The organism is Pedobacter frigiditerrae, from assembly GCF_032678705.1.
GTDB lineage: Bacteria > Bacteroidota > Bacteroidia > Sphingobacteriales > Sphingobacteriaceae > Pedobacter > Pedobacter frigiditerrae_A.
The window spans coordinates 420,174-439,224 of sequence record NZ_JAVTSS010000002.1 but is presented as its reverse complement, the minus strand read 5'-3'; the positions used below and the strand labels follow the sequence as shown (position 1 = coordinate 439,224).

16 protein-coding genes are annotated in these 19,051 nt (G+C 35.2%); 11 read left to right on the top strand and 5 right to left on the bottom strand.

Annotation, left to right across the window (positions count from 1 at the left end):
* Position 1 precedes the first annotated feature (1 nt).
* The 3 genes from R2Q59_RS12540 to dcd all read right to left on the bottom strand — a co-directional run bounded on the left by R2Q59_RS12540 (position 2) and on the right by dcd (position 6,076).
* A complete protein-coding gene (locus R2Q59_RS12540) occupies positions 2 to 2,761 on the bottom strand; it encodes a TonB-dependent receptor (RefSeq protein WP_316785741.1) in 2,760 nt (919 codons plus the stop codon).
* Position 2,762: 1 nt separating this feature from the next.
* Entirely contained in the window at positions 2,763 to 5,459 is a 2,697-nt protein-coding gene (locus R2Q59_RS12535; RefSeq protein WP_316769440.1) for a TonB-dependent receptor plug domain-containing protein, read from the bottom strand.
* Positions 5,460 to 5,539: 80 nt separating this feature from the next.
* A complete protein-coding gene (gene dcd, locus R2Q59_RS12530) occupies positions 5,540 to 6,076 on the bottom strand; it encodes a dCTP deaminase (protein ID WP_131551265.1) in 537 nt (178 codons plus the stop codon).
* Positions 6,077 to 6,144: 68 nt separating this feature from the next.
* Between dcd and R2Q59_RS12525 the strand changes: the two genes are divergently transcribed.
* Genes R2Q59_RS12525 through R2Q59_RS12510 form a run of 4 tightly spaced genes read left to right on the top strand, consistent with a single transcriptional unit; the run spans position 6,145 to position 9,249 of the window.
* Positions 6,145 to 6,789, top strand: coding sequence for a 4'-phosphopantetheinyl transferase family protein (locus tag R2Q59_RS12525; RefSeq protein ID WP_316785740.1), 645 nt, complete (start codon positions 6,145 to 6,147; stop codon positions 6,787 to 6,789).
* Complete coding sequence (gene lipB, locus R2Q59_RS12520; RefSeq protein ID WP_316785739.1) at positions 6,773 to 7,531, top strand: lipoyl(octanoyl) transferase LipB; 759 nt, start codon at positions 6,773 to 6,775, stop codon at positions 7,529 to 7,531. The genes R2Q59_RS12525 and lipB overlap by 17 nt, the downstream gene beginning before the upstream one ends.
* A 48-nt stretch (positions 7,532 to 7,579) precedes the next feature.
* Positions 7,580 to 8,512 carry a carboxypeptidase-like regulatory domain-containing protein gene (locus R2Q59_RS12515; RefSeq protein ID WP_316785738.1) on the top strand — a complete coding sequence of 311 codons (933 nt, stop codon included), beginning with the start codon at positions 7,580 to 7,582 and terminating at the stop codon, positions 8,510 to 8,512.
* A gap of 41 nt (positions 8,513 to 8,553) precedes the next feature.
* Entirely contained in the window at positions 8,554 to 9,249 is a 696-nt protein-coding gene (locus R2Q59_RS12510; RefSeq protein WP_316785737.1) for an SGNH/GDSL hydrolase family protein, read from the top strand.
* Between the two features lie 3 nt (positions 9,250 to 9,252).
* Here the strand turns inward: R2Q59_RS12510 and R2Q59_RS12505 are convergent, their stop codons facing one another.
* Entirely contained in the window at positions 9,253 to 9,987 is a 735-nt protein-coding gene (locus tag R2Q59_RS12505) for an RDD family protein (protein WP_316785736.1), read from the bottom strand.
* Between the two features lie 83 nt (positions 9,988 to 10,070).
* Here R2Q59_RS12505 and R2Q59_RS12500 point away from each other — a divergent pair, with 83 nt between their 5' ends.
* The 7 genes from R2Q59_RS12500 (at position 10,071) to R2Q59_RS12470 (ending at position 17,389) form a co-directional block, all read left to right on the top strand.
* Positions 10,071 to 11,042, top strand: a complete 972-nt coding sequence (locus R2Q59_RS12500) for a stage II sporulation protein M (RefSeq protein ID WP_316785735.1) — start codon at positions 10,071 to 10,073, stop codon at positions 11,040 to 11,042.
* Between the two features lies 1 nt (position 11,043).
* A complete protein-coding gene (locus R2Q59_RS12495) occupies positions 11,044 to 11,928 on the top strand; it encodes a hypothetical protein (RefSeq protein ID WP_316769418.1) in 885 nt (294 codons plus the stop codon).
* Between the two features lies 1 nt (position 11,929).
* Positions 11,930 to 12,685 carry a DUF4129 domain-containing protein gene (locus R2Q59_RS12490; RefSeq protein ID WP_316785734.1) on the top strand — a complete coding sequence of 252 codons (756 nt, stop codon included), beginning with the start codon at positions 11,930 to 11,932 and terminating at the stop codon, positions 12,683 to 12,685.
* The gene (locus R2Q59_RS12485) at positions 12,682 to 13,863 is read left to right on the top strand and encodes a DUF4350 domain-containing protein (RefSeq protein WP_316769414.1); all 1,182 of its coding nucleotides are present in this window, start codon (positions 12,682 to 12,684) and stop codon (positions 13,861 to 13,863) included. The genes R2Q59_RS12490 and R2Q59_RS12485 overlap by 4 nt, the downstream gene beginning before the upstream one ends.
* 2 nt (positions 13,864 to 13,865) lie before the next feature.
* Positions 13,866 to 14,843: a MoxR family ATPase gene (locus R2Q59_RS12480; protein WP_316769412.1), complete on the top strand. Its 978-nt coding sequence runs from the start codon at positions 13,866 to 13,868 to the stop codon at positions 14,841 to 14,843.
* Positions 14,844 to 14,975: 132 nt separating this feature from the next.
* Positions 14,976 to 16,322: a DUF58 domain-containing protein gene (locus R2Q59_RS12475; RefSeq protein ID WP_316785733.1), complete on the top strand. Its 1,347-nt coding sequence runs from the start codon at positions 14,976 to 14,978 to the stop codon at positions 16,320 to 16,322.
* Positions 16,323 to 16,474: 152 nt separating this feature from the next.
* The gene (locus R2Q59_RS12470; protein WP_316769407.1) at positions 16,475 to 17,389 is read left to right on the top strand and encodes an AEC family transporter; all 915 of its coding nucleotides are present in this window, start codon (positions 16,475 to 16,477) and stop codon (positions 17,387 to 17,389) included.
* A gap of 183 nt (positions 17,390 to 17,572) precedes the next feature.
* Here the strand turns inward: R2Q59_RS12470 and R2Q59_RS12465 are convergent, their stop codons facing one another.
* Positions 17,573 to 19,000: an L-serine ammonia-lyase gene (locus R2Q59_RS12465; protein WP_316785732.1), complete on the bottom strand. Its 1,428-nt coding sequence runs from the start codon at positions 18,998 to 19,000 to the stop codon at positions 17,573 to 17,575.
* Positions 19,001 to 19,051 lie beyond the last annotated feature (51 nt).

Genomic DNA, 19,051 nt, shown 5'->3' with positions numbered 1-19,051 from the left:
ATTAATTTACTTGATAAGTGATAACTTTTCTAGCCAAATTTCCTTCAACATCTATTCCTTCTATTACAATTCTATAATTTCCTGCTCTGTCTGTGTTATAGTAATTAATATTTGCCTTTCCATTAGCATCTGTTACAACATTTGGATTCCAATAAATAGTGGTGCGCAGATCAGGATTTTTATCAGTGCTTGTATCATACTTTGGAGAATAGAATTGTCTAACACTGTCGAAACCTTTTGGTGTAAAAATGGTAATGCCTGGGGCATTAATTTCAGACATTTTTCTTCCCTTTCCTTGTTTTGTTGTAATGATTAATATTCCGTAATAGGCATCTGTACCATAAATTGTAGATAATGAGATATCCGTTATAACTTCAATACTTTCAATGTCATCGGTATTAATTAAATCTGCCGAGAGTTTTTGTATAACTAAACCATCCATTGATATGGCCATGTAAGGTTGCTCTGGATCTTCAGGATCATCAGGGTTTTTTGGAGGTGTCCTCGGTCTAGTAAGCATCGGTATGTTATTAAATTCTGGATTAGTTCTTACAGTTACACCTGGTACCCTTCCAGATCTTAAATATTGGGCTAAATCAAAAGTGTTTTTTAAATCTTCTGCAGTTATAATGTGATTTGCCCTACCTCGACCATTCAAGTTTGAGGAGTTTGGCGCAGCTCTTTCCTCTTTGGTAACTTTTTGTACGATGTTTACGGTTTTGAGTTGATTTGTTCTATTCAAAAAGCCCTTTTTATATTGCTCATCAAAATATTCGCTGCTCTCAGTTAAGTATTTCATCATTGATGTATTTACATTAACCTCAATGTCTCCTGTGTTTACATTTCTATTTATGGTCTGTACAGGAAACTTGTCTAGGATAATTTTCACATCTTTTTTTCCTTCCTTATTACTGCCTTGCAATACAAATTTGATACTGTCACCGAAACTTACCTCATCAAAACTGAAACGGCCCAATTCATTTGTCACCGTGTTAGCCATTACCATGCCCTTTGAGGTAGATAGTAAGGTGATTTTTCCATTAGCTATCGGTTTATTGCCATTAGTTGTAACTAAACCACTAATGCTCATGTGTTTTTCTGCCGGAAAAGCAGTTTTAGGTAGCGATAAGTTATTTACTTCCTTCCAATCTATCTTTCTCCATCCTTGGGTAAGCAATAAGTTGTCAAGTTCTATTGCGGTTTTTGAATCGTTAGTTAAAAAATAGTAATTCGGCTTTTCAACAAATCCTTTAAGGTCTGAAGTAAGTAATAGGCTGGTTAAAATATTTGATTCATTGTTTGGGTCTGCAGCTATAATATCTGAATTTGTAACGGCAATAGAAAAACTTCCTTGAGCTGGCTGGTTATTGTTTGCGCCAACTATTTCAAAATTTACATTTCCTTTTTTGGCATACGTTTGCTTTAAATTATTAAGACTCACGTCGATCTTATCACTTGAGTTATTTACAAAAATTATCCTTTCGCTTACAGGTAAATTTTCTGGGGAGAACAGCGTAAGTTGGATTATCCCTGAGGGAAATTTGGCTTTCGGTAAAACAACTGTTGATATCTGTTTTGTTGTCGAAATTTTGGTTGTCGCTAGCACTTCTCCATTATGTTGAGCGATTAAACTCAATTCGCCCTTATTTAGTAGGTTTTCGGTGAGCATAATCCTTACGGTCGTTTTTGCAGTATCAATGTTGTTTACTAAGAAAGTGTAACCACTACTTTCTGCTACAGGAAGCTTAATTATTTTTTCATTGCCATTTGAGAGCTTTATTTTAGCAGTGTAGATTTTTCCTGCTGATGGGTTAAGAGAAAAAGAACCCATTCCCAAATAGGTAGACTCAAAAGTTAACACTTCAGCTCCATCGTTATCTGTAATTACTCCACTTACATTTTCTCCAATACCATTGCTATTAACAGCTTTAAATGCCACTTTGCAAGGTAGACCTTCAATCAATCTTCCTCCCTCAGGAAAAAACTGCACATCAACATCAGTTGAAAAAGATTTAATAGGAATTGCCTTTACAACTTTAGACCCATCAGCCATAGAAATGGTGGTTTTTATTAGTCCTGTCTTTTTAGTGTTGGGATCCTTGTTTAAGGTTTCGATGGTAATCTCTCCATTTGCATTGGTCATCGCATTACCCTTACTTCCAACTACATTATTTAACCGTGTTTCAAATGCAACATTAGCATTGTTATAAGGTTTTCCAGTTTTGTCTGTAAATTGAATCGTACTTTTTAGCTGCTCAATATTATTAACTAAACTGTATACATTATTGGTTTTAGTGAAAACCTTATTTGCCCAACCATTTCCAATTTTTATGGATTTATCAAAAAAGAACTCTGCACCAGCATTTCGCATCCACTGTGTATAGGCTCTTATTCTATAATTACCTTCGGCTAACGAATCTGAAAGTTTAAAATCACCCCAAGCAATTCCGGAAACCATTTGTAGCTTAAGTTGCTTGGTTAGGGAATCTTTTTCATTAATCAACTCAATGTATAAGATATTGCTAATTGAGGTTGGTGCAGCTGTTTTGCTGTCAACCACATAAGCCTTAAACCAAATATCATCGCCTATGGCATAATAAGGTTTATCTAAATGCAAATAGACTTTTTCTTGCGGGAATTTCTTTGTAAACTCTTCTAGCTTTTTAAGAAGGATGGTTATTGGATCATCATCAGCCATAAATGCTGAAAAACTAAATAAACTTAACACGCATATAAAGCAAATGACGATCCTTTTTTTCATGTTAATTAACTTTGTAAGTCACTACTTTTCTCGCTAAATTTCCTTCAGCATCTATCCCTTCAATTACAATTCTGTATGTACCTGCCTGATCTGTATTGAAATAATTTAGGTTTGCTTTTCCGGTTGGGTCAGTAACCAAATGTGGGTTCCAATAAACTGTAGACCTAAAATCTGGCTTAGGATCTGGTGTAGCAGTATATTTTGGAGAATAAAACTCTCTCATTGGATAGTAACCTTTTGGTGAATAAGTTACAATTCCAGGAGAATATCTACTGTAGTTACTTTCTGTTCCTGCACCTCTTTTTGTAGTAATAACTAATACACCACTGCCACCACTTGAGCCATAAATAGCAGTATTTGCACCTGGTTTTAAAACCTCTACCGATTCAATATCTGTTACTGGAATATCATCCATACTAAATTCACTACCCATATTCATTCCATCTAAAACAATAGCCATCGGGCTTCTACCGCCAGCTCTCATCGAAAACGCTTGGCCATTTGTTACCGTTACACCCGCAATTCTACCTTGTATGTACTGCGAAAGAGAAAAAGCAGTTTCCAAATCTTTGGCAGTTACTACATAATCAGCTCGTCCTGCACCATTTAAATTTGAAGAGTTTGGTGCTGGATTTTTCTTCTCCACAATCTTAACTTCGTCCAGTAAAATGGTGCGGTTTAATAAACCTCTTTTTACCTGTTCGTTAAAATATTTATCGCTCTGATTAAGGTATTCCATCATCGATTCATTAACATTAACTTCAATGTCTCCACTGTTTTTGTTAACGGTTACAATTTGTGCAGGCTGTACATCAAGATTTATTTCTACGTTTTTGTTCTCTTTGCTTGTTCGTGCCTGAACGATAAACTTTACGCTATCACCAAAAATGATATCTTTAAAGTTGAAACGGCCATTTGCATCACTAACTGTGTCTGTTGCAAAAAAACCTCCTGAATTAGAAAACAAAGCAACTTTACCATTAACTACTGGTTTGCCGCCCTTTGTAATTGTACCACTAATGTTCATGCCCTTTTCTGGTTGATAAGTGATAGCAGGAAATTGGCCGTTTGCCACGCTCTTCCAATTTATCTTTCTCCAACCCTGTGTGAGTAAAAGATTATCTAATTCTATCCTAGTTTTTAAATCATTAGTTAAAAAGTAATGGTTAGGTTTTTCTACGTAACCAACCAAGTCTGATGTTAATAACAATCCTGTTAAAATATTACTTTCGTTCTCTAAATCTGGGGTTACTGCTGCGGTATTGGTAACAGAAATGGAGAAGCTTCCTTGCAGAGGTTTCCCTGTATTAGTAGCTGTTAAATTAGCACTAACGTTTCCTCTTTTATCATAACTGGCATTCAAATTCTGAACATTAACATCAATTTTGTCAATAACGCTGTTAATGAAGGCCAAGCGTTCACAAACTGGTAAGTTCTCTGGTGAGAATAAGGTAATTTGAACAATGCCAGAAGGGAATTCATTTTTTGGGATTGAAACAGCAACCAATTGTTTTCCTGTTGGGATTTTGGTTGAAAAGTAAACATTTCCATTATGCTGGCCAACCAAAATTAGTTCACCTTTATTTATCAAATCTGGAGATAGGTATACCTTAACAGCGATTTTTGCCGTATCTGTATTGTTTACCGAAAGCACATATCCTGAAGTTGCTGGTTTAGGTAATGGAAAAGTTTTCTCATTACCATTATCAAATTTTACTTTGGCACTGTAAGTTTTTCCTGCTAATGGATTTATTATTAAAGAACCCATACCTAAATAAGTGGTTTCGAAACTTAAGATTTCGGTTCCTTCATTATCAATTATTTTACCTGTTATGTTTTGACCTAAGCCATTTGCATTAATAGCTTTGACAGCAATTTTGGTTGGTAAACCTTCAACCAATCCTCCACCTTCTGGAAAAAACTGAACATCAACAGTTGAAGATGTAGTTTTAATAGGGATTATTTTAACAATCTTTTTGTTGTTCTCTAAAGTTATTGTGGCTATTATTTTTCCAGATTTATAAACTTCTGGCTGATTGTTGGTGTAGTTTACAACAATCTCTCCTTTAGAGTTTGTAACTCCTTTACCTTTTGATACACTTCTATTGCTTAACTGAACCTCATAAGCTACATTAGAATTGATGTAAGGCACTCCATCCTTGCTTGTAAAAGATATTGTTGTGGCAACTTTTTCAGTATTTCCCTCAGTACTTAATACACTATTTGTTTTTGTGAATACCTTGTTTGCCCAAGAATTACCAATTTTGATGGTTTTATCATAAAAGAATTCAGTGCCAGCATTACGCATGTATTGTGTGTAAGCCCTAATTCTATAATTACCTTCGCTTAATGAATCTGTAAGTTTAAAATCTCCAGCGGCAATGCCACTTTCCATTGGTAATTTAAGTTGCTTTTTTACAGAATCTTTCTCGTTTATCAACTCAACATAAAGAATTTTGCTGAGTGTTGATGGTAGTGACGTTTTAGAATTAACAATGTAGGCTTTAAACCAGATGTTATCGCCTATGGCATAATAAGGCTTATCTATATGCAGGTAAACTTTTTCTTGCGCATATTTTGATGAAAATTCGTCAAGTTTCTTTAAAAGCGCTGTTATGGGGTCGTCTTCTATTATAAATGCAGAGAAACTAAGGATAGAGAGCAGGGCAATGGAAAGGATGATTAACTTTTTTTTCATTTGGCTATAATAATAAAGCCTTAAGTTACAAAAACCTAAGGCTTATTTATAATTTATGAATTAAAAAGTTAGTTGATTTTTTAAAAGCTGTTTTTAAACATCATACTTTCTACTGGTTTTGTTGTTTTATTGTTGTATTTGGCATCGCTTTTAGTATTATACATATTTTCGATGTTGCCATCAACTGCAAAATATATCAATTGGCCAATGGGCATTCCGGCATAAATACGAACAGGTTGTGCACATGATATTTCTAAAGTCCAAGTATTGCAAAAACCAACGTCGCCTTTTCCTGCAGTTGCATGGATATCTATTCCTAATCGACCAGTGCTACTTTTACCTTCTAAAAAGGGAACGTGTGCATGAGTTTCTGTGTATTCTAATGTTACGCCTAAATACAATGTTCCAGGTTGGAGTACAAATCCATCTTTTGGGATTTCGAAATGGTCTATCTTATTATGTGCTTTTGCGTCTAAAACCCGATCTTTATAAGTAGCTAAATATTTACCCAAATGTACATCGTAAGAGTTGGTGCCAAGGCATTCGATATTAAAAGGTTCTATGATGATAGTGCCCTTATCAATTTCATCGAGTATACGTTTATCAGAGAGGATCATTTTACGAAAATTTTGGACTAAATTATGATTAATTTAAGATACTTTTGTATTGATTTTCTAAATAAGAGATGCCAGTAGTTTTTAGTAAAAATATTGATGATCAGACCATGCTTTCTGTATGGAAGATTGAAGAGACTGAAGAACAATTACTTTCAGGTTTGCAATTAAAACAGCATGAATTGGATGTAATTGCTTCCTTAAGTAATGGTAAAAGAGCATTACATTGGCTAAGTACACGATTGTTATTGCGAACGATGTTAAATACTTCTGATTACATCGATTGCCAAATGGATGATCATGGCAAACCTTATTTGGTAAATTCTGATACCCACATTTCTTTAAGCCATTCTTTTGATTACGCTGCGGTTATTATCAGCAGGGATAAAAAAGTGGGAGTTGATATAGAGTTGATCAAGATGAAAATTAAAAGCATTAAGCATAAATTTTTGTCGGATGTAGAATTAGCGCAAAAACAGATTGGCGATAATACGAATGGTTTATACGTGAGTTGGTGTGCTAAAGAGGCCATTTATAAATGGTATGGAAAAAAAGGCCTAGAGTTTAAACAGCATATTCATATTAAACCATTTAAGTTAAAAGACGAAGGCTCTTTACAAGCCATGGTAGAATTACCAGAGGGAAGTAGGGAATTGACAGTAAATTATTTTAAAACTAGCGATGGTTACATGCTAGGTTATGTGGCGGCCCCCTAACCCCCAAAGGGGAAATAGCGAGGAGCAAAATGCATTTGTAAAAAAGATGAATAAAGAGGTTGAGTTTATAGATTGGGGTTTAACAGATTATCAGGAGGCTTGGAATAGGCAAGAGGAAATCTTGACTAAAACCGTAGCCATAAAAACTAAAAACAGAACTGAAAATTTAACGATTGAAACACCTAACTATCTCATTTTTAATGAGCATCCTCACGTTTATACTTTAGGCAAAAGTGGCCACCCAGAGAATTTATTATTGGATGAGCAAGGCTTAATAGAAAAAAAAGCCACTTATTATAAAATTAATCGAGGTGGCGATATTACTTATCACGGTCCTGGGCAAATTGTTGGTTACCCGATATTAGACCTTGACAATTTCTTTACAGATATCCATTTGTATTTAAGAACCCTTGAAGAAGCAGTAATTTTAACGTTAGCAGATTATGGCATAACAGCAGGTAGATATGAAGGTTATACTGGTGTTTGGCTAGATGCAGACAACGAAAAAGCTCGTAAAATTTGTGCAATGGGTGTTCGTTGTAGCAGATGGGTTACCATGCATGGCTTTGCATTTAACGTAAATGTAGATTTAGATTATTTCAAAAACATTGTGCCTTGCGGTATAGACGACAAAGACGTAACTTCTATGCAAAAAGAGTTAGGCAGAGAATTGGATATGGAAGAGGTGAAGGGCAAATTAAAAAATCATATTGCAGAACTCTTTAAAATGGAATTAATTTAGTTAATTGCAGTTCCCTATTGATAATTTATCTTTTATCAATTCTATTTTATGATGAAAATTTTTATGCTTCTTTTGATATGCCCTGTCTTATCATTTGCGCAACTTAAATTTAACGGCAAAATTATAGATGCCAAAACCAAGCAACCCATTCCTTTTGTTAACCTAGAAAATTTTAGAACAAAAACTGGAACGCAGAGCAATCAAGATGGTGTATTTTCATTAAATCTTCCAAATGGTAAGCAATCCGATACCTTGAAAATTTCTTGTGTTGGCTATTTGGAGAAATCTATTTCCAATTTAGCATCTGCTGAAAATGTGATTTACGAACTTAGTCCTGTAGTTTTTCAACTAAATGAAGTAAGTGTTGGAAATACAAAGTATGAGGAAAAAGAGGTTGGTATAATAAAAAGGAATGGAAGTAATATCACTTTCTTTAACCAAATGATACAGAGACCTGGTTTACAAAGAGCTGTTTATATGAAAAGTGATGGTGTTTCAATAGCTTTCATTAAAACAATATGGTTTTATATGGGTAATGATATGTTTGATGCCCCATTTAGAATAAGGATTTATGAAGATGAAAAAGGACTGCCGGGCAAGGATTTGTTAAACAAAAGTGTTGAGTTTAATGCACGTAAAAAAAATTCTTGGAATAGTTTTGATATATTATCTTACAATTTAATTGTTCCACCAAATGGATTTTGGGTTGCCGTAGAATGGATTAAAAATGACAAATATGCTGCGCAAAGTATTTCTTTTGATATTAAAAATGCTGATGGGACAAGGAAGAAAGGTAAAACTTTTACTTATTATGGCCCAGAGATTATTCAAAAATTTGATACTGATTATGGCTTAACTTATACTAAATATTTAGCTAGTAAATATTGGAATAAGGATTATTCAACAAAAGGAACAGGAGAGAATAAAAGACAAACAAATGTAGATTTGCTTATTAAGGCAACAATATTGGTTGCACAATGATTTCCTACATCTAATTTTAATCAGAACTCGTAAATTAAAAGATGAAATTTCAGTTTATTCTTTTGTCTTTATGCTTATTATTGGGTTGCGAAAAAAGTGCAACACAAAATATGACCAAACCCACTAACTCCACTTCTTTAACTTATCTCGCCCTTGGCGATTCATATACCATTGGAGAAGCGGTTACAGCCCAAGAATCCTTTCCTTATCAATTGGTCTCGCAATTAAAAGGACAAGGATTTAGTTTTGATGCGCCAAAAATTGTTGCCAAGACAGGCTGGACAACCGACGAGCTAAAGGCAGCCATTAAAGCAGAAAATATTACTCAAACTTTTGATGTGGTTACTTTGCTTATTGGAGTTAATAATCAGTATAGAGGATATTCGGAAACCACTTATCGCAAAGAATTTAAGGAGCTATTGCAAACAGCCTTGACTTTTGCAAGGGGAAATAAAAGTAGAGTCTTTGTAGTTTCTATACCCGATTGGGGAGTTACGCCATTCGGAAAGAATAGCGGTAAAGACATTAAAATAATTGCACAACAAATTGATGCATTTAACGCCATCAATAAAGAAGAAACTTTGGCAATGGGCGTTAGTTATACGGATATTACGGCAGGCTCAAGAGTCGCTTCGACAGATACTTCTTTGATAGCAAAAGACGGCTTGCATCCCTCTGGTAAAATGTATGGTGAGTGGGTATCCGCGTTACTGCCTTCAATAAAAAAAGCATTATAAATATTAAACTGCTCTGGAAGTGATATGACTATAATCGGTTATGATTGTCTTCAAGAAATCTAACTCATTCACTCCCTCTGGGATTGTTATACTTAACAAGCTAGAAACCTTACTTGCCATTTGATAAATTAAATCGGCATTATAAGTTTTGTAATAAGTATTTAAAACTTCGTGAATTAACTCAATATCTCTATCTGTTAATTGATAAACGTTATCAAAAGTAGTTTCATATTCATCAGCTACTGGATGAAATGCGATGTGACCAATATTTGTTCTTGGTACTGTTTTAATTAAGGTTGTACCCGCCACAATATCGCCGATACGTTGTTTGTTTTCGGTGACTGCTACACATATCAATGCACCAACTTGAGAGGTCAAGGTAAAATCAATAATCCTAAACAGCCATCGCATAAAATATTGCCCCAAGGTTGGTTGCGAGCCATCTAGGCTGATGACCTTAATTTTCAACAACCTTTTGCCAACGCTTTGGCCGTTCATGAAAATCTCACAAAGCAAATCGTAGAATACAAAACCTGCACCGTAAATAGAAATTAAAACTATCGTGGTTATTTCGTTTCCGCTTAGCACACCTGTCATAGAAAAGATAATTATAAAGGCAACAAGCACAAAAATTAGTAGGGCAAGGTCAATTAATCTAGCCCCAACACGTTCGCCCAATCCTGCTACTGGGTAATCTATATCTACATGCTGACTGGTATTTACTTTAACGGTTTCCATGGTCTCAATAATAAGGATTTTTTTTATTGACTAATAGAATTTTTGTTTTATTTTAACGGAAATTTAAATTGGGTAATTTATTTATGAGAGAGGCGCTGTTTGTGAAGCAGAATTCTGAAAAATGGAAGAGTTACGAAGCTTTACGTACTCCTGCCGGCCGGACAGGAGGGGAAAATCCTGATGAATTGGCCCATCGTTTTATAGACATTACCAATGATTTGGCTTACGCTAAAACTTTCTATCCTAAATCTCAAACTACGGCATACTTAAACGGAATTGCTTCAGTTCTACATCAAGCCATTTATAAAAACAAAAAAGAAGAAACTGGTCGTTTCATTAAATTTTGGAAGCATGAATTGCCTTTAGTTTTTTATAAATACAGAAAGCAACTTTTATATTCATTTATCTTTTTTATTATCTCGGCAAGTATTGGTGCCATTTCGGCAAAATACGATGATACCTTTTTACGATTAATCTTAGGCGACCGTTATGTAAACATGACCAATGATAATATTGCCAAAGGCGACCCATTTGGAGTTTACAAAAAACAAGGAGAATTAGAAATGTTCTTTTACATTGCAAGCAATAATGTTTGGGTAACATTACTTACTGTAGTTAGTGGTGCATTATTTTCTATCGGCCCGGTTTTTATGATGTTGAGAAACGGCATTATGCTTGGCGCTTTCGAATATTATTTCTTCAGCAAGGGTTTGGGTGCACAATCAATTTTAGTGATTTGGATACACGGAACCCTAGAAATTCTTTCTATTATCATTGCTGGAGGTGCTGGTTTGGTTTTAGGCCACGGTTTACTTTTTCCTAGAACATACACAAGGCTCGCTGCTTTTAGAAATAGTGCGAAAGATGCCACTAAGATCGCTATTGGCATTGTGCCTATTATTTTATTAGCTGCTTTTTTTGAAAGCTACATAACAAGACATACAGAAATGCCTATATATTTAAGCATTGCCATACTTGCCAGCTCCTTAATTTTTATGGTTTGGTATGTCATCATCTACCCAATGCAATTGCATAAACGCACTCAAAACATCTAAAATGGAAAACAAAGTAGAGTTTAAAAAAAGAAGAGAATTCGGAGAAATTATAAGTGATACTTTTTTATTTATCAAGCAGAATTTTAAGCCACTAATGACAGCGGTTTTATACCTGTGTGGTCTTTTTCTGATTGCGGGATTAATCAGTTCAATTATGGCGCAATTACAACTAGTTGGCGCTATGGAAGGCGTAAGAAGAGGGACGATAAATAGTCCGCTAGCTATGATTTACAATTTTAGTTTTGGCTATTTACTGGTTATCATATTTATGGTGTGCAGTTATACCTCATTTTATGTAACCGTAATAAGTTATATCTCTATTTATATTCAAAAGGGAAATATTGCACCAACGGTAGATGAAGTTTGGGCCTATTACAAATATTACTTTTTTAGAGTGATGGGAAGTGGAATTTTAATGACAGCCTTTTTAGTTGTTTGTTTTATGTTATGTCTGGTTCCAGGTATTTGGGTTTTTCCAGCAGTTTCGCTTTTTTATCCAATCATGGTGATAGAAAACGCAGGTTTAGGTTATTCTTTTAATCGTTGTTTTAAATTAGTAGCTGATGAATGGTGGATTACAGCAGCCACAATGATTGTAATAAGCATTATAATGGTAGCTTGTTCTTATGTTATTCAAATACCTGCAATGATTATTGCCATGGCAAGTGCATTTACTAATGTAGAGCAGCCAATTACTAAAACTTATGCCATCGTTACTTCATTGGCGCAACAACTTTCACAAGTTTTTATGGTTATTCCAATCATAGGCACTACGTTTATTTATTTCAACTTGGTAGAACGTAAAGAAAACACTGGATTATTGAGCAGAATAGAAAGTTTAGGTCAAACCGCAGCCCCAGAAAACTCAACTCCAGAAGAATATTAAGATGCGTTTACTGCTGGTTTTTTTCTTGCTTTTAACAGGGACATTTAATGCCCAAGCTACGGCTTTACAAAAACCAGTTGCTGCCACAACTGTTAGCAAACCTAAAGTAATTAAGAAACCTTTGGTATTAAAAATTGATAGCTCAAAGGTTGAGTTAAGAGCTATAGACGAGCAAGCTGTTAATAATTACAGCAAACAAAAAGAGTTTATTTACGATGATGTTGCACCCGCAAGTATGAGTATGTGGGATAAATTTTGGCGTTGGTTTTGGCGATTGATAAGCAAGTTATTGAATGGAGATGTTTCTGGTGGAATTATTAAATATGTGTTAATCGCTTTGCTGGTTGTTGGGGTTGTCTATGGGGTCATCAAAATAATTGGCTTGGATTTGAAACTGCTAACCAAAAAATCTAAAGGAGTTGAAGTTCCTTATGAAGAGAGCTTGGAGAATATCCACGAAATAGATTTTGATAGTCAATTGGAACAGGCTATTGAAAATGGCAATTACCGTTTGGCGGTGAGGCTTCTTTATTTAAGAACTTTAAAACACTTAACGGATAGAAATTTAATCGATTGGAAATTAGAAAAAACCAATCAAGCTTATGTAGCTGAGCTAACCAACGAAAAATATAAGGGCGAATTCACCAACCTAACCAATCAATTCGAATACATTTGGTACGGCGAATTTTTCATCGATAAGCATACTTTCGAGCCAATTAACGAATCTTTTCAATCTTTTAATCAATCAGCGAAATGAAAGGATTTAGAAAGTATTTAGTTTTTGGGAGTGTTTTATTGGTCGTTTATTTTGTAGCGCAATATTTTAAACCAAAACCAACTGATTGGTCGCCGTCTTATTTAAGTGCAGATAAAATTCCATTTGGCACCTACATTCTACGTCAAAGAATTACCGATTTATTTCCTGGTGTTCAAGTAAGAACTGTAGATAACGATGTTTACAGCAACATTAAAGAAAAGCCAGAAGGAAAATCTAACTATTTCATTATCGCCTCAAACTTAAAAATAGATAAGCTCGATTACCAAGAGATGGTAAAATATATGCAAGGTGGCAATAACATTTTCATTGCAGCTTCAAATATTCAAGGGATGTTGGTCGATACTTTGAAAATCAACATTACTTCTAATTTTAACTTTCAGAATAAGAGGAAATATCCCATCAACTTTGTTAATCCAAATTTAAAAAGAGAATATGATTATTATTTTGATAAGGGAATTAGTGAGCAGTATTTTTACGAAGTAGATTCATCAAAAGCTATCGTTTTGGGGCAAAAAGAAAAGAAATTTGCCAATTTTATTCAATATAAATATGGCAGCGGGTCATTATTTATTTTACCAAATCCAGAGCTATTAACTAATTATAGCTTACTCAGAGAGGATGGTTTGGATTATGCTTCAAAGGCACTTTCGTATTTGCCAAAAGCGAAAAATTTAATTTGGGATGAACATTTTACTCGTCCTGCTGCTCAAAATAAATCAGTTTTACGAGTATTTTTTGAATACGACCAATTGCGTTGGGCATATTACATCGCTTTGCTAAGTTTAGTTGTATTTGTACTTTTTGAAATTAAGAGGCGCCAAAGAGTTATTCCGGTAATTGATAGACTAAAAAATACATCAGTAGAATTTGTAAATGTTGTGGGTAGGGTTTATTATCAGCAACGAAATAATAGAGATATTGCGGAGAAAAAGGTAATCTATTTGATGGAATACATTCGTAGTAAATACAGGTTAAAAACCATCAATATCAACCAAGAATTTAAAGAAACATTAATTAGGGTTTCAGGAGCAACCGAGGAAGTGATAGAAGAACTTTTTACTGAAATAATTTACCTTAACGCAGGGGGTATGGTTAGAGACCAACAACTGATCACGTTAAATAAAATAATTGAACAATTTTATAAACAAGACCAATAGATATGGAACAGGAAATGTTTAACCAAAGAACCGATTTAACGCAATTGAATGCTGCTGTAGAGCAAATTAAGCAATCGTTGGGGAAAGTTATTGTTGGTCAGAAAGATACGATCGACTTGCTAATTGCTGGTTTACTAGCAGACGGTCACTTATTGTTGGAAGGTGTACCAGGAGTTGCAAAAACGTTAAGTGCCAAGTTGGTTGCAAAATGTATCTCAGCAACGTTTTCAAGGATACAGTTTACACCAGATTTAATGCCTTCGGATGTTTTGGGAACAGCGGTTTTTAGTCCGAAAACAGCAGAATTTCAGTTTAGGCAAGGACCGATTTTCGGCAATATCATTTTGGTAGATGAGATTAATCGTGCGCCAGCAAAAACACAATCTGCATTGTTTGAGGCAATGGAAGAACGCCAAATTACGGTGGACGGAAATACCTATGTTTTGGAAGAACCTTTTATGGTTTTGGCTACTCAAAACCCGATTGAACAGGAGGGAACTTACCGTTTGCCTGAAGCGCAATTAGACCGCTTTCTGTTCAAGATTGAAGTTAAATATCCCTCATTGGAAGAAGAAGTTGAAATTTTAACTAATCAGCACCAGCTAAAAACTGTCGACCAATTAAATGAGATAACAGCGGTTTTATCAATTGAGCAAATCAAATCGTTGAGGGCAACAATTAAAGCATTATTTGTAGAGCCTAAATTATTGGCTTATGCGGCGCAGATTACTCACGAAACACGTAACAATAAATCTTTGTATTTAGGTGCCTCACCAAGAGCTTCTCTAGCAATGATTAATGGTGCAAAAGCAATTGCTGCAATGGCTGGTCGCGATTTTGTAACGCCAGACGACATTATTAAAGTTGCTGCCCCAGTTTTAGCACACAGAATTATGCTAAGTCCTGAAAAGGAAATGGAAGGTTTAACGACCAGCGATGTTGTAGCGCAGATTATTAAAAAGATAGAGGTACCGAGGTAAATCAGTTGGCAGTTGTGAGTTTTCAGTTTGGAGATGCAAATCGGTGAAATCCCTATCATCAGTGAAATAATCGCAAGGCGAAAATAGATATCTCGTCACTAAGCTCTGTCGATATGACGAAAAACATGAGAAATGAAGAACTTTTTTAGAAAATATTATACAGACCTGTTTTTAGGCACACGATTATTCATCGCCATTGGTGTATGCGTAACGTTGTTTTTATTTTCTTTCTTTATTCCAATTCTAGGCGATTTACCTTATTTCGTTTTTGCGGTTTTAATGGCTTTGGTTATTGTTGATTTATTGCTTTTATACCGAACTGAAAGAGGTGTTTTTTTAAGGCGAGAAATACCGGAGCGTTTAAGCAATGGCGATGATAACGAACTTAAAATCTACCTCGAAAATTTCTATAGCTTTCCTGTAAGCATTGGGATTATTGATGAAATTCCCTTCCAATTCCAAAAACGTGATTTATGGTTTACTACCAATTTAGCCAGTCGTGAGCAAAAATCCATCAGTTATTTATTGAGACCAACCAAACGTGGTGAGTATGATTTCGGTTTAACGCGATTATATGTTCAATCGCCATTAAAACTATTGAGCCGAAGATTTAATGTTGCTGGTGATAAAATTGTTCCAGTTTATCCGTCTTTTTTAAAGATGAGGCAGTACGAATTGATGGCTGTTTCCAATCGTTTAACCGATATCGGGATTAAAAAAATGAGAAGGGTTGGTCATAGCATGGAATTTGACCAGGTTAAAAATTATGTTCCAGGAGATGATTATCGAACCATCAATTGGAAAGCGACAGCTCGCAAAGGCGATTTAATGGTTAACTCTTATACCGACGAAAAAGCGCAACACGTTTATTGTGTAATTGATAAATCGAGGGCAATGAAAATGCCTTTTGAAGGTTTAAGCCTGCTCGATTATGCCATTAATGCCAGTTTAATTTTAAGCAGCGTAGCACTAATTAAAGAAGATAAAGCAGGGCTGATAACTATTGCGGAAAAAACTGGAAGTATTGTGCCAGCCGACCGCCGACCAATGCAACTAAACAAAATTATGGATGTGTTGTACAAAGAAAAAACCCGTTACCTGGAAGCAGATATGGAAGCTTTGTACATTAGCATTAGAGCAACTCTAAAACAGAGAAGTTTAGTGGTTTTCTTTACCAACTTCGAAAGTATGAGTGCTTTAGAAAGACAATTGCCGTTTTTAAAACGTATTGCTAAGTTCCACCTATTACTGGTTGTATTTTTTGAGAATACCACTTTAAAATCTTTAAGCGAAAAACCAGCAGAAAATGTAGAAGGTATTTACATTAAAACCATCGCAGAAAAATTCGCTTTCGAAAAGAAATTGATGGTTAAAGAATTAGCAAAACATGGTATTTTAAGTATGTTAACTCCACCACAAAATTTAACCGTAAATGTGGTAAATAGATATTTGGCTATAAAGGCTAGACAACAGATTTAAGAAAGGCGCAAGGAGATAAGGTTGAGGGTGGAAGGCATTGAGATATCTACAAAACTTTGTCATTCCGAGGCACGAGGAATCTGTTCGATGGATTCTTAAAATAAGATCTCAAAGCTTCTCTCTGGATGATTTACCCTATATTTGCCGATGATATGGCAAATTTTATTCTTATAGGTTTATGCATTATTGCAGGGATTCTTTTCAGGAAAAATAAAATCTTACCAAAAGATGCGCATAAAGGGATAAATGCTTGGATTATTTACATAGCATTGCCAGCAGTATCGTTTAAATATTTACCACATATTACTTTCACAAAAGAATTGCTGCTGCCAATACTTGCACCTATTTGTGTTTGGGTTTTTGGTTGGCTATACATCACATTTTATAAAAGGATAAATCCTAAAATGAGCTTGGCAACAGCCGGAGGAATGAAGTTAACTAGTTCATTGAGTAATACTTCATTTATTGGGTTTCCATTAATTATGGCCTATTTTAGTGAAAAGGAGTTAGCAATTGCCATCATTTGTGATCAGATTACTTTCACCTTACTTTCTACAATTGGTATTATTGTAGCCATAAAATCCTCGCAAGATCAGAAACTAAATGTTCGGCTTGTGGTAAAAAAAGTACTGACTTTTCCTCCGTTTATAGGCTGTGTGTTAGCTTTAGTTTTACCCAGATTTATTAATTTATCACCATTAGATACTTTGTTTGATAAGCTTGCTGGAACAGTTGGTCCGTTGGCATTATTCTCTATCGGTTTACAGTTAAAATTTGGCGGCTGGTTTTCTGAGTTAAAATACATCAGCATTGCTTTAATATACAAGTTAATACTTGCGCCGATGCTTATTCTAATTATAGCATTGATATTTGGCTTAACAGGCATAATTACAAAAATTACCATTTTTGAGATGGCAATGCCCACGTTATTAACTGCAGGAGTTGTTGCAGATCAGTATAACCTCAATCCAAAAGTATCTAATTTAGTGGTTGGAATTGGTATTGTATTATCCTTTTTAACTACCGGAATTTGGTGGCTAGTTTTAACTTATTCGGGATTGGTTTAATAGAACTAGCGAAAGGAATACAAGAAGAAAAAGTTCTGTCATTCCGACTTTGCAGGAATCTGCTGCTAAGAGAGTTCTAAGTATAGATTCTTCGCTTCGCTCTGAATGACAAATGCGTTCAGAATGACAAGATTGGATTGCTTATGCTAATGAACTATTGAACCAATGAACCAATGAACCAAACTAACACTCTGGCAAACTCAATGGTATATTTGTTGCCAAGCCACCGTCAGAAGTTTCTTTGTATTTAGAATTCATATCTAAGGCAGTTTCCCACATTGTATTTACCACTGCATCTAAACTTACTTTTGCCTTATCAGGATTACTTTGTAACGCCAACTGACTAGCAGTTATCGCCTTGATGGCACCCATTGTATTACGTTCTATGCAAGGGATTTGAACTAATCCACCAATTGGGTCACAGGTTAAACCTAAATGATGCTCCATTGCAATTTCTGCAGCCATTAAAACTTGGCGTTGCGAGCCGCCTAAAACTTCCGTTAATGCTGCGGCAGCCATTGCAGATGAAACGCCAATCTCTGCCTGACAACCACCCATTGCTGCAGAAATCGTAGCACCTTTTTTAAATATACTGCCAACTTCAGAAGCGCAAGCGATAAACTGGATGATCTTGTCTTCATCATAACCATCGCAAAAGGTAATGAAATACTGTAAAACAGCAGGAATCACACCAGCAGCACCATTTGTCGGCGCTGTAACCACTCTTCCAAAGGCGGCATTTTCTTCATTAACTGCCAAGGCAAAACAACTTACCCAATCTAAAATATAATTGAAACCGTTACCTCCATTTCTAATTGCGGCAACCCATGAATCGTAATCTGTATAAGTTTGTCCTTTAATTAAACGCTGATTTAATTTTAATGCTCTTCGGGCAACATCCAATCCGCCAGGTAAAAAACCACCTGTATGACTGCCGCGATAAATACATTCCTTTATCACTTGAAAATGTTTTAATATGCCCTTTTTTGTTTCAGCTTCTGGTCGCCAAGCAGCTTCGTTTTCCATTACTACTTCGCTAACTTTCAGTCCAGTAGATAAACACCAATGTAAAAGTTCGCTAGCTTTTTCGACAGGAAATGGTAGGTCTACCTGTTCTTTTTCACTTCCATTTTCTCCATCCTTAACTACAAAACCACCGCCAATTGAATAATAGGTTTCAGAAAAAGCTTTGCCAGTATTTAAAAAAGCTTGAAAAGTAACAGCATTTGGGTGAAAAGGTAGACTTTCCATAAAGAGAAAGATCAAATCATCGTTATAGGAGAAATTGATATTTTGTTCGCCGCCTAATAATAATTTCTGACTAGTTTTTATTTCTTCAACTGTACTGTCAATTGCATTTACATCAAAAGTTACAGGGTCACCGCCAGCTAAACCTAATAAAATAGCAATATCAGTTCCGTGTCCTTTACCGGTTTTAGCTAAAGAACCATAAAGCAATATTTTTACCTGTTCAACCTCATTTAATAATCCTTCTCTTTTTAGAAATGATGTAAATTGTTGTGCGGCTCTCCAAGGTCCCAAAGTATGCGAGCTTGATGGGCCAATTCCTATTTTAAAAATATCGAAAACTGAAATCTGTTCATTTGGCATAGGCACAAAGCTATATACTTTTAACGATATTTGTGTATTTTGTGATACGAA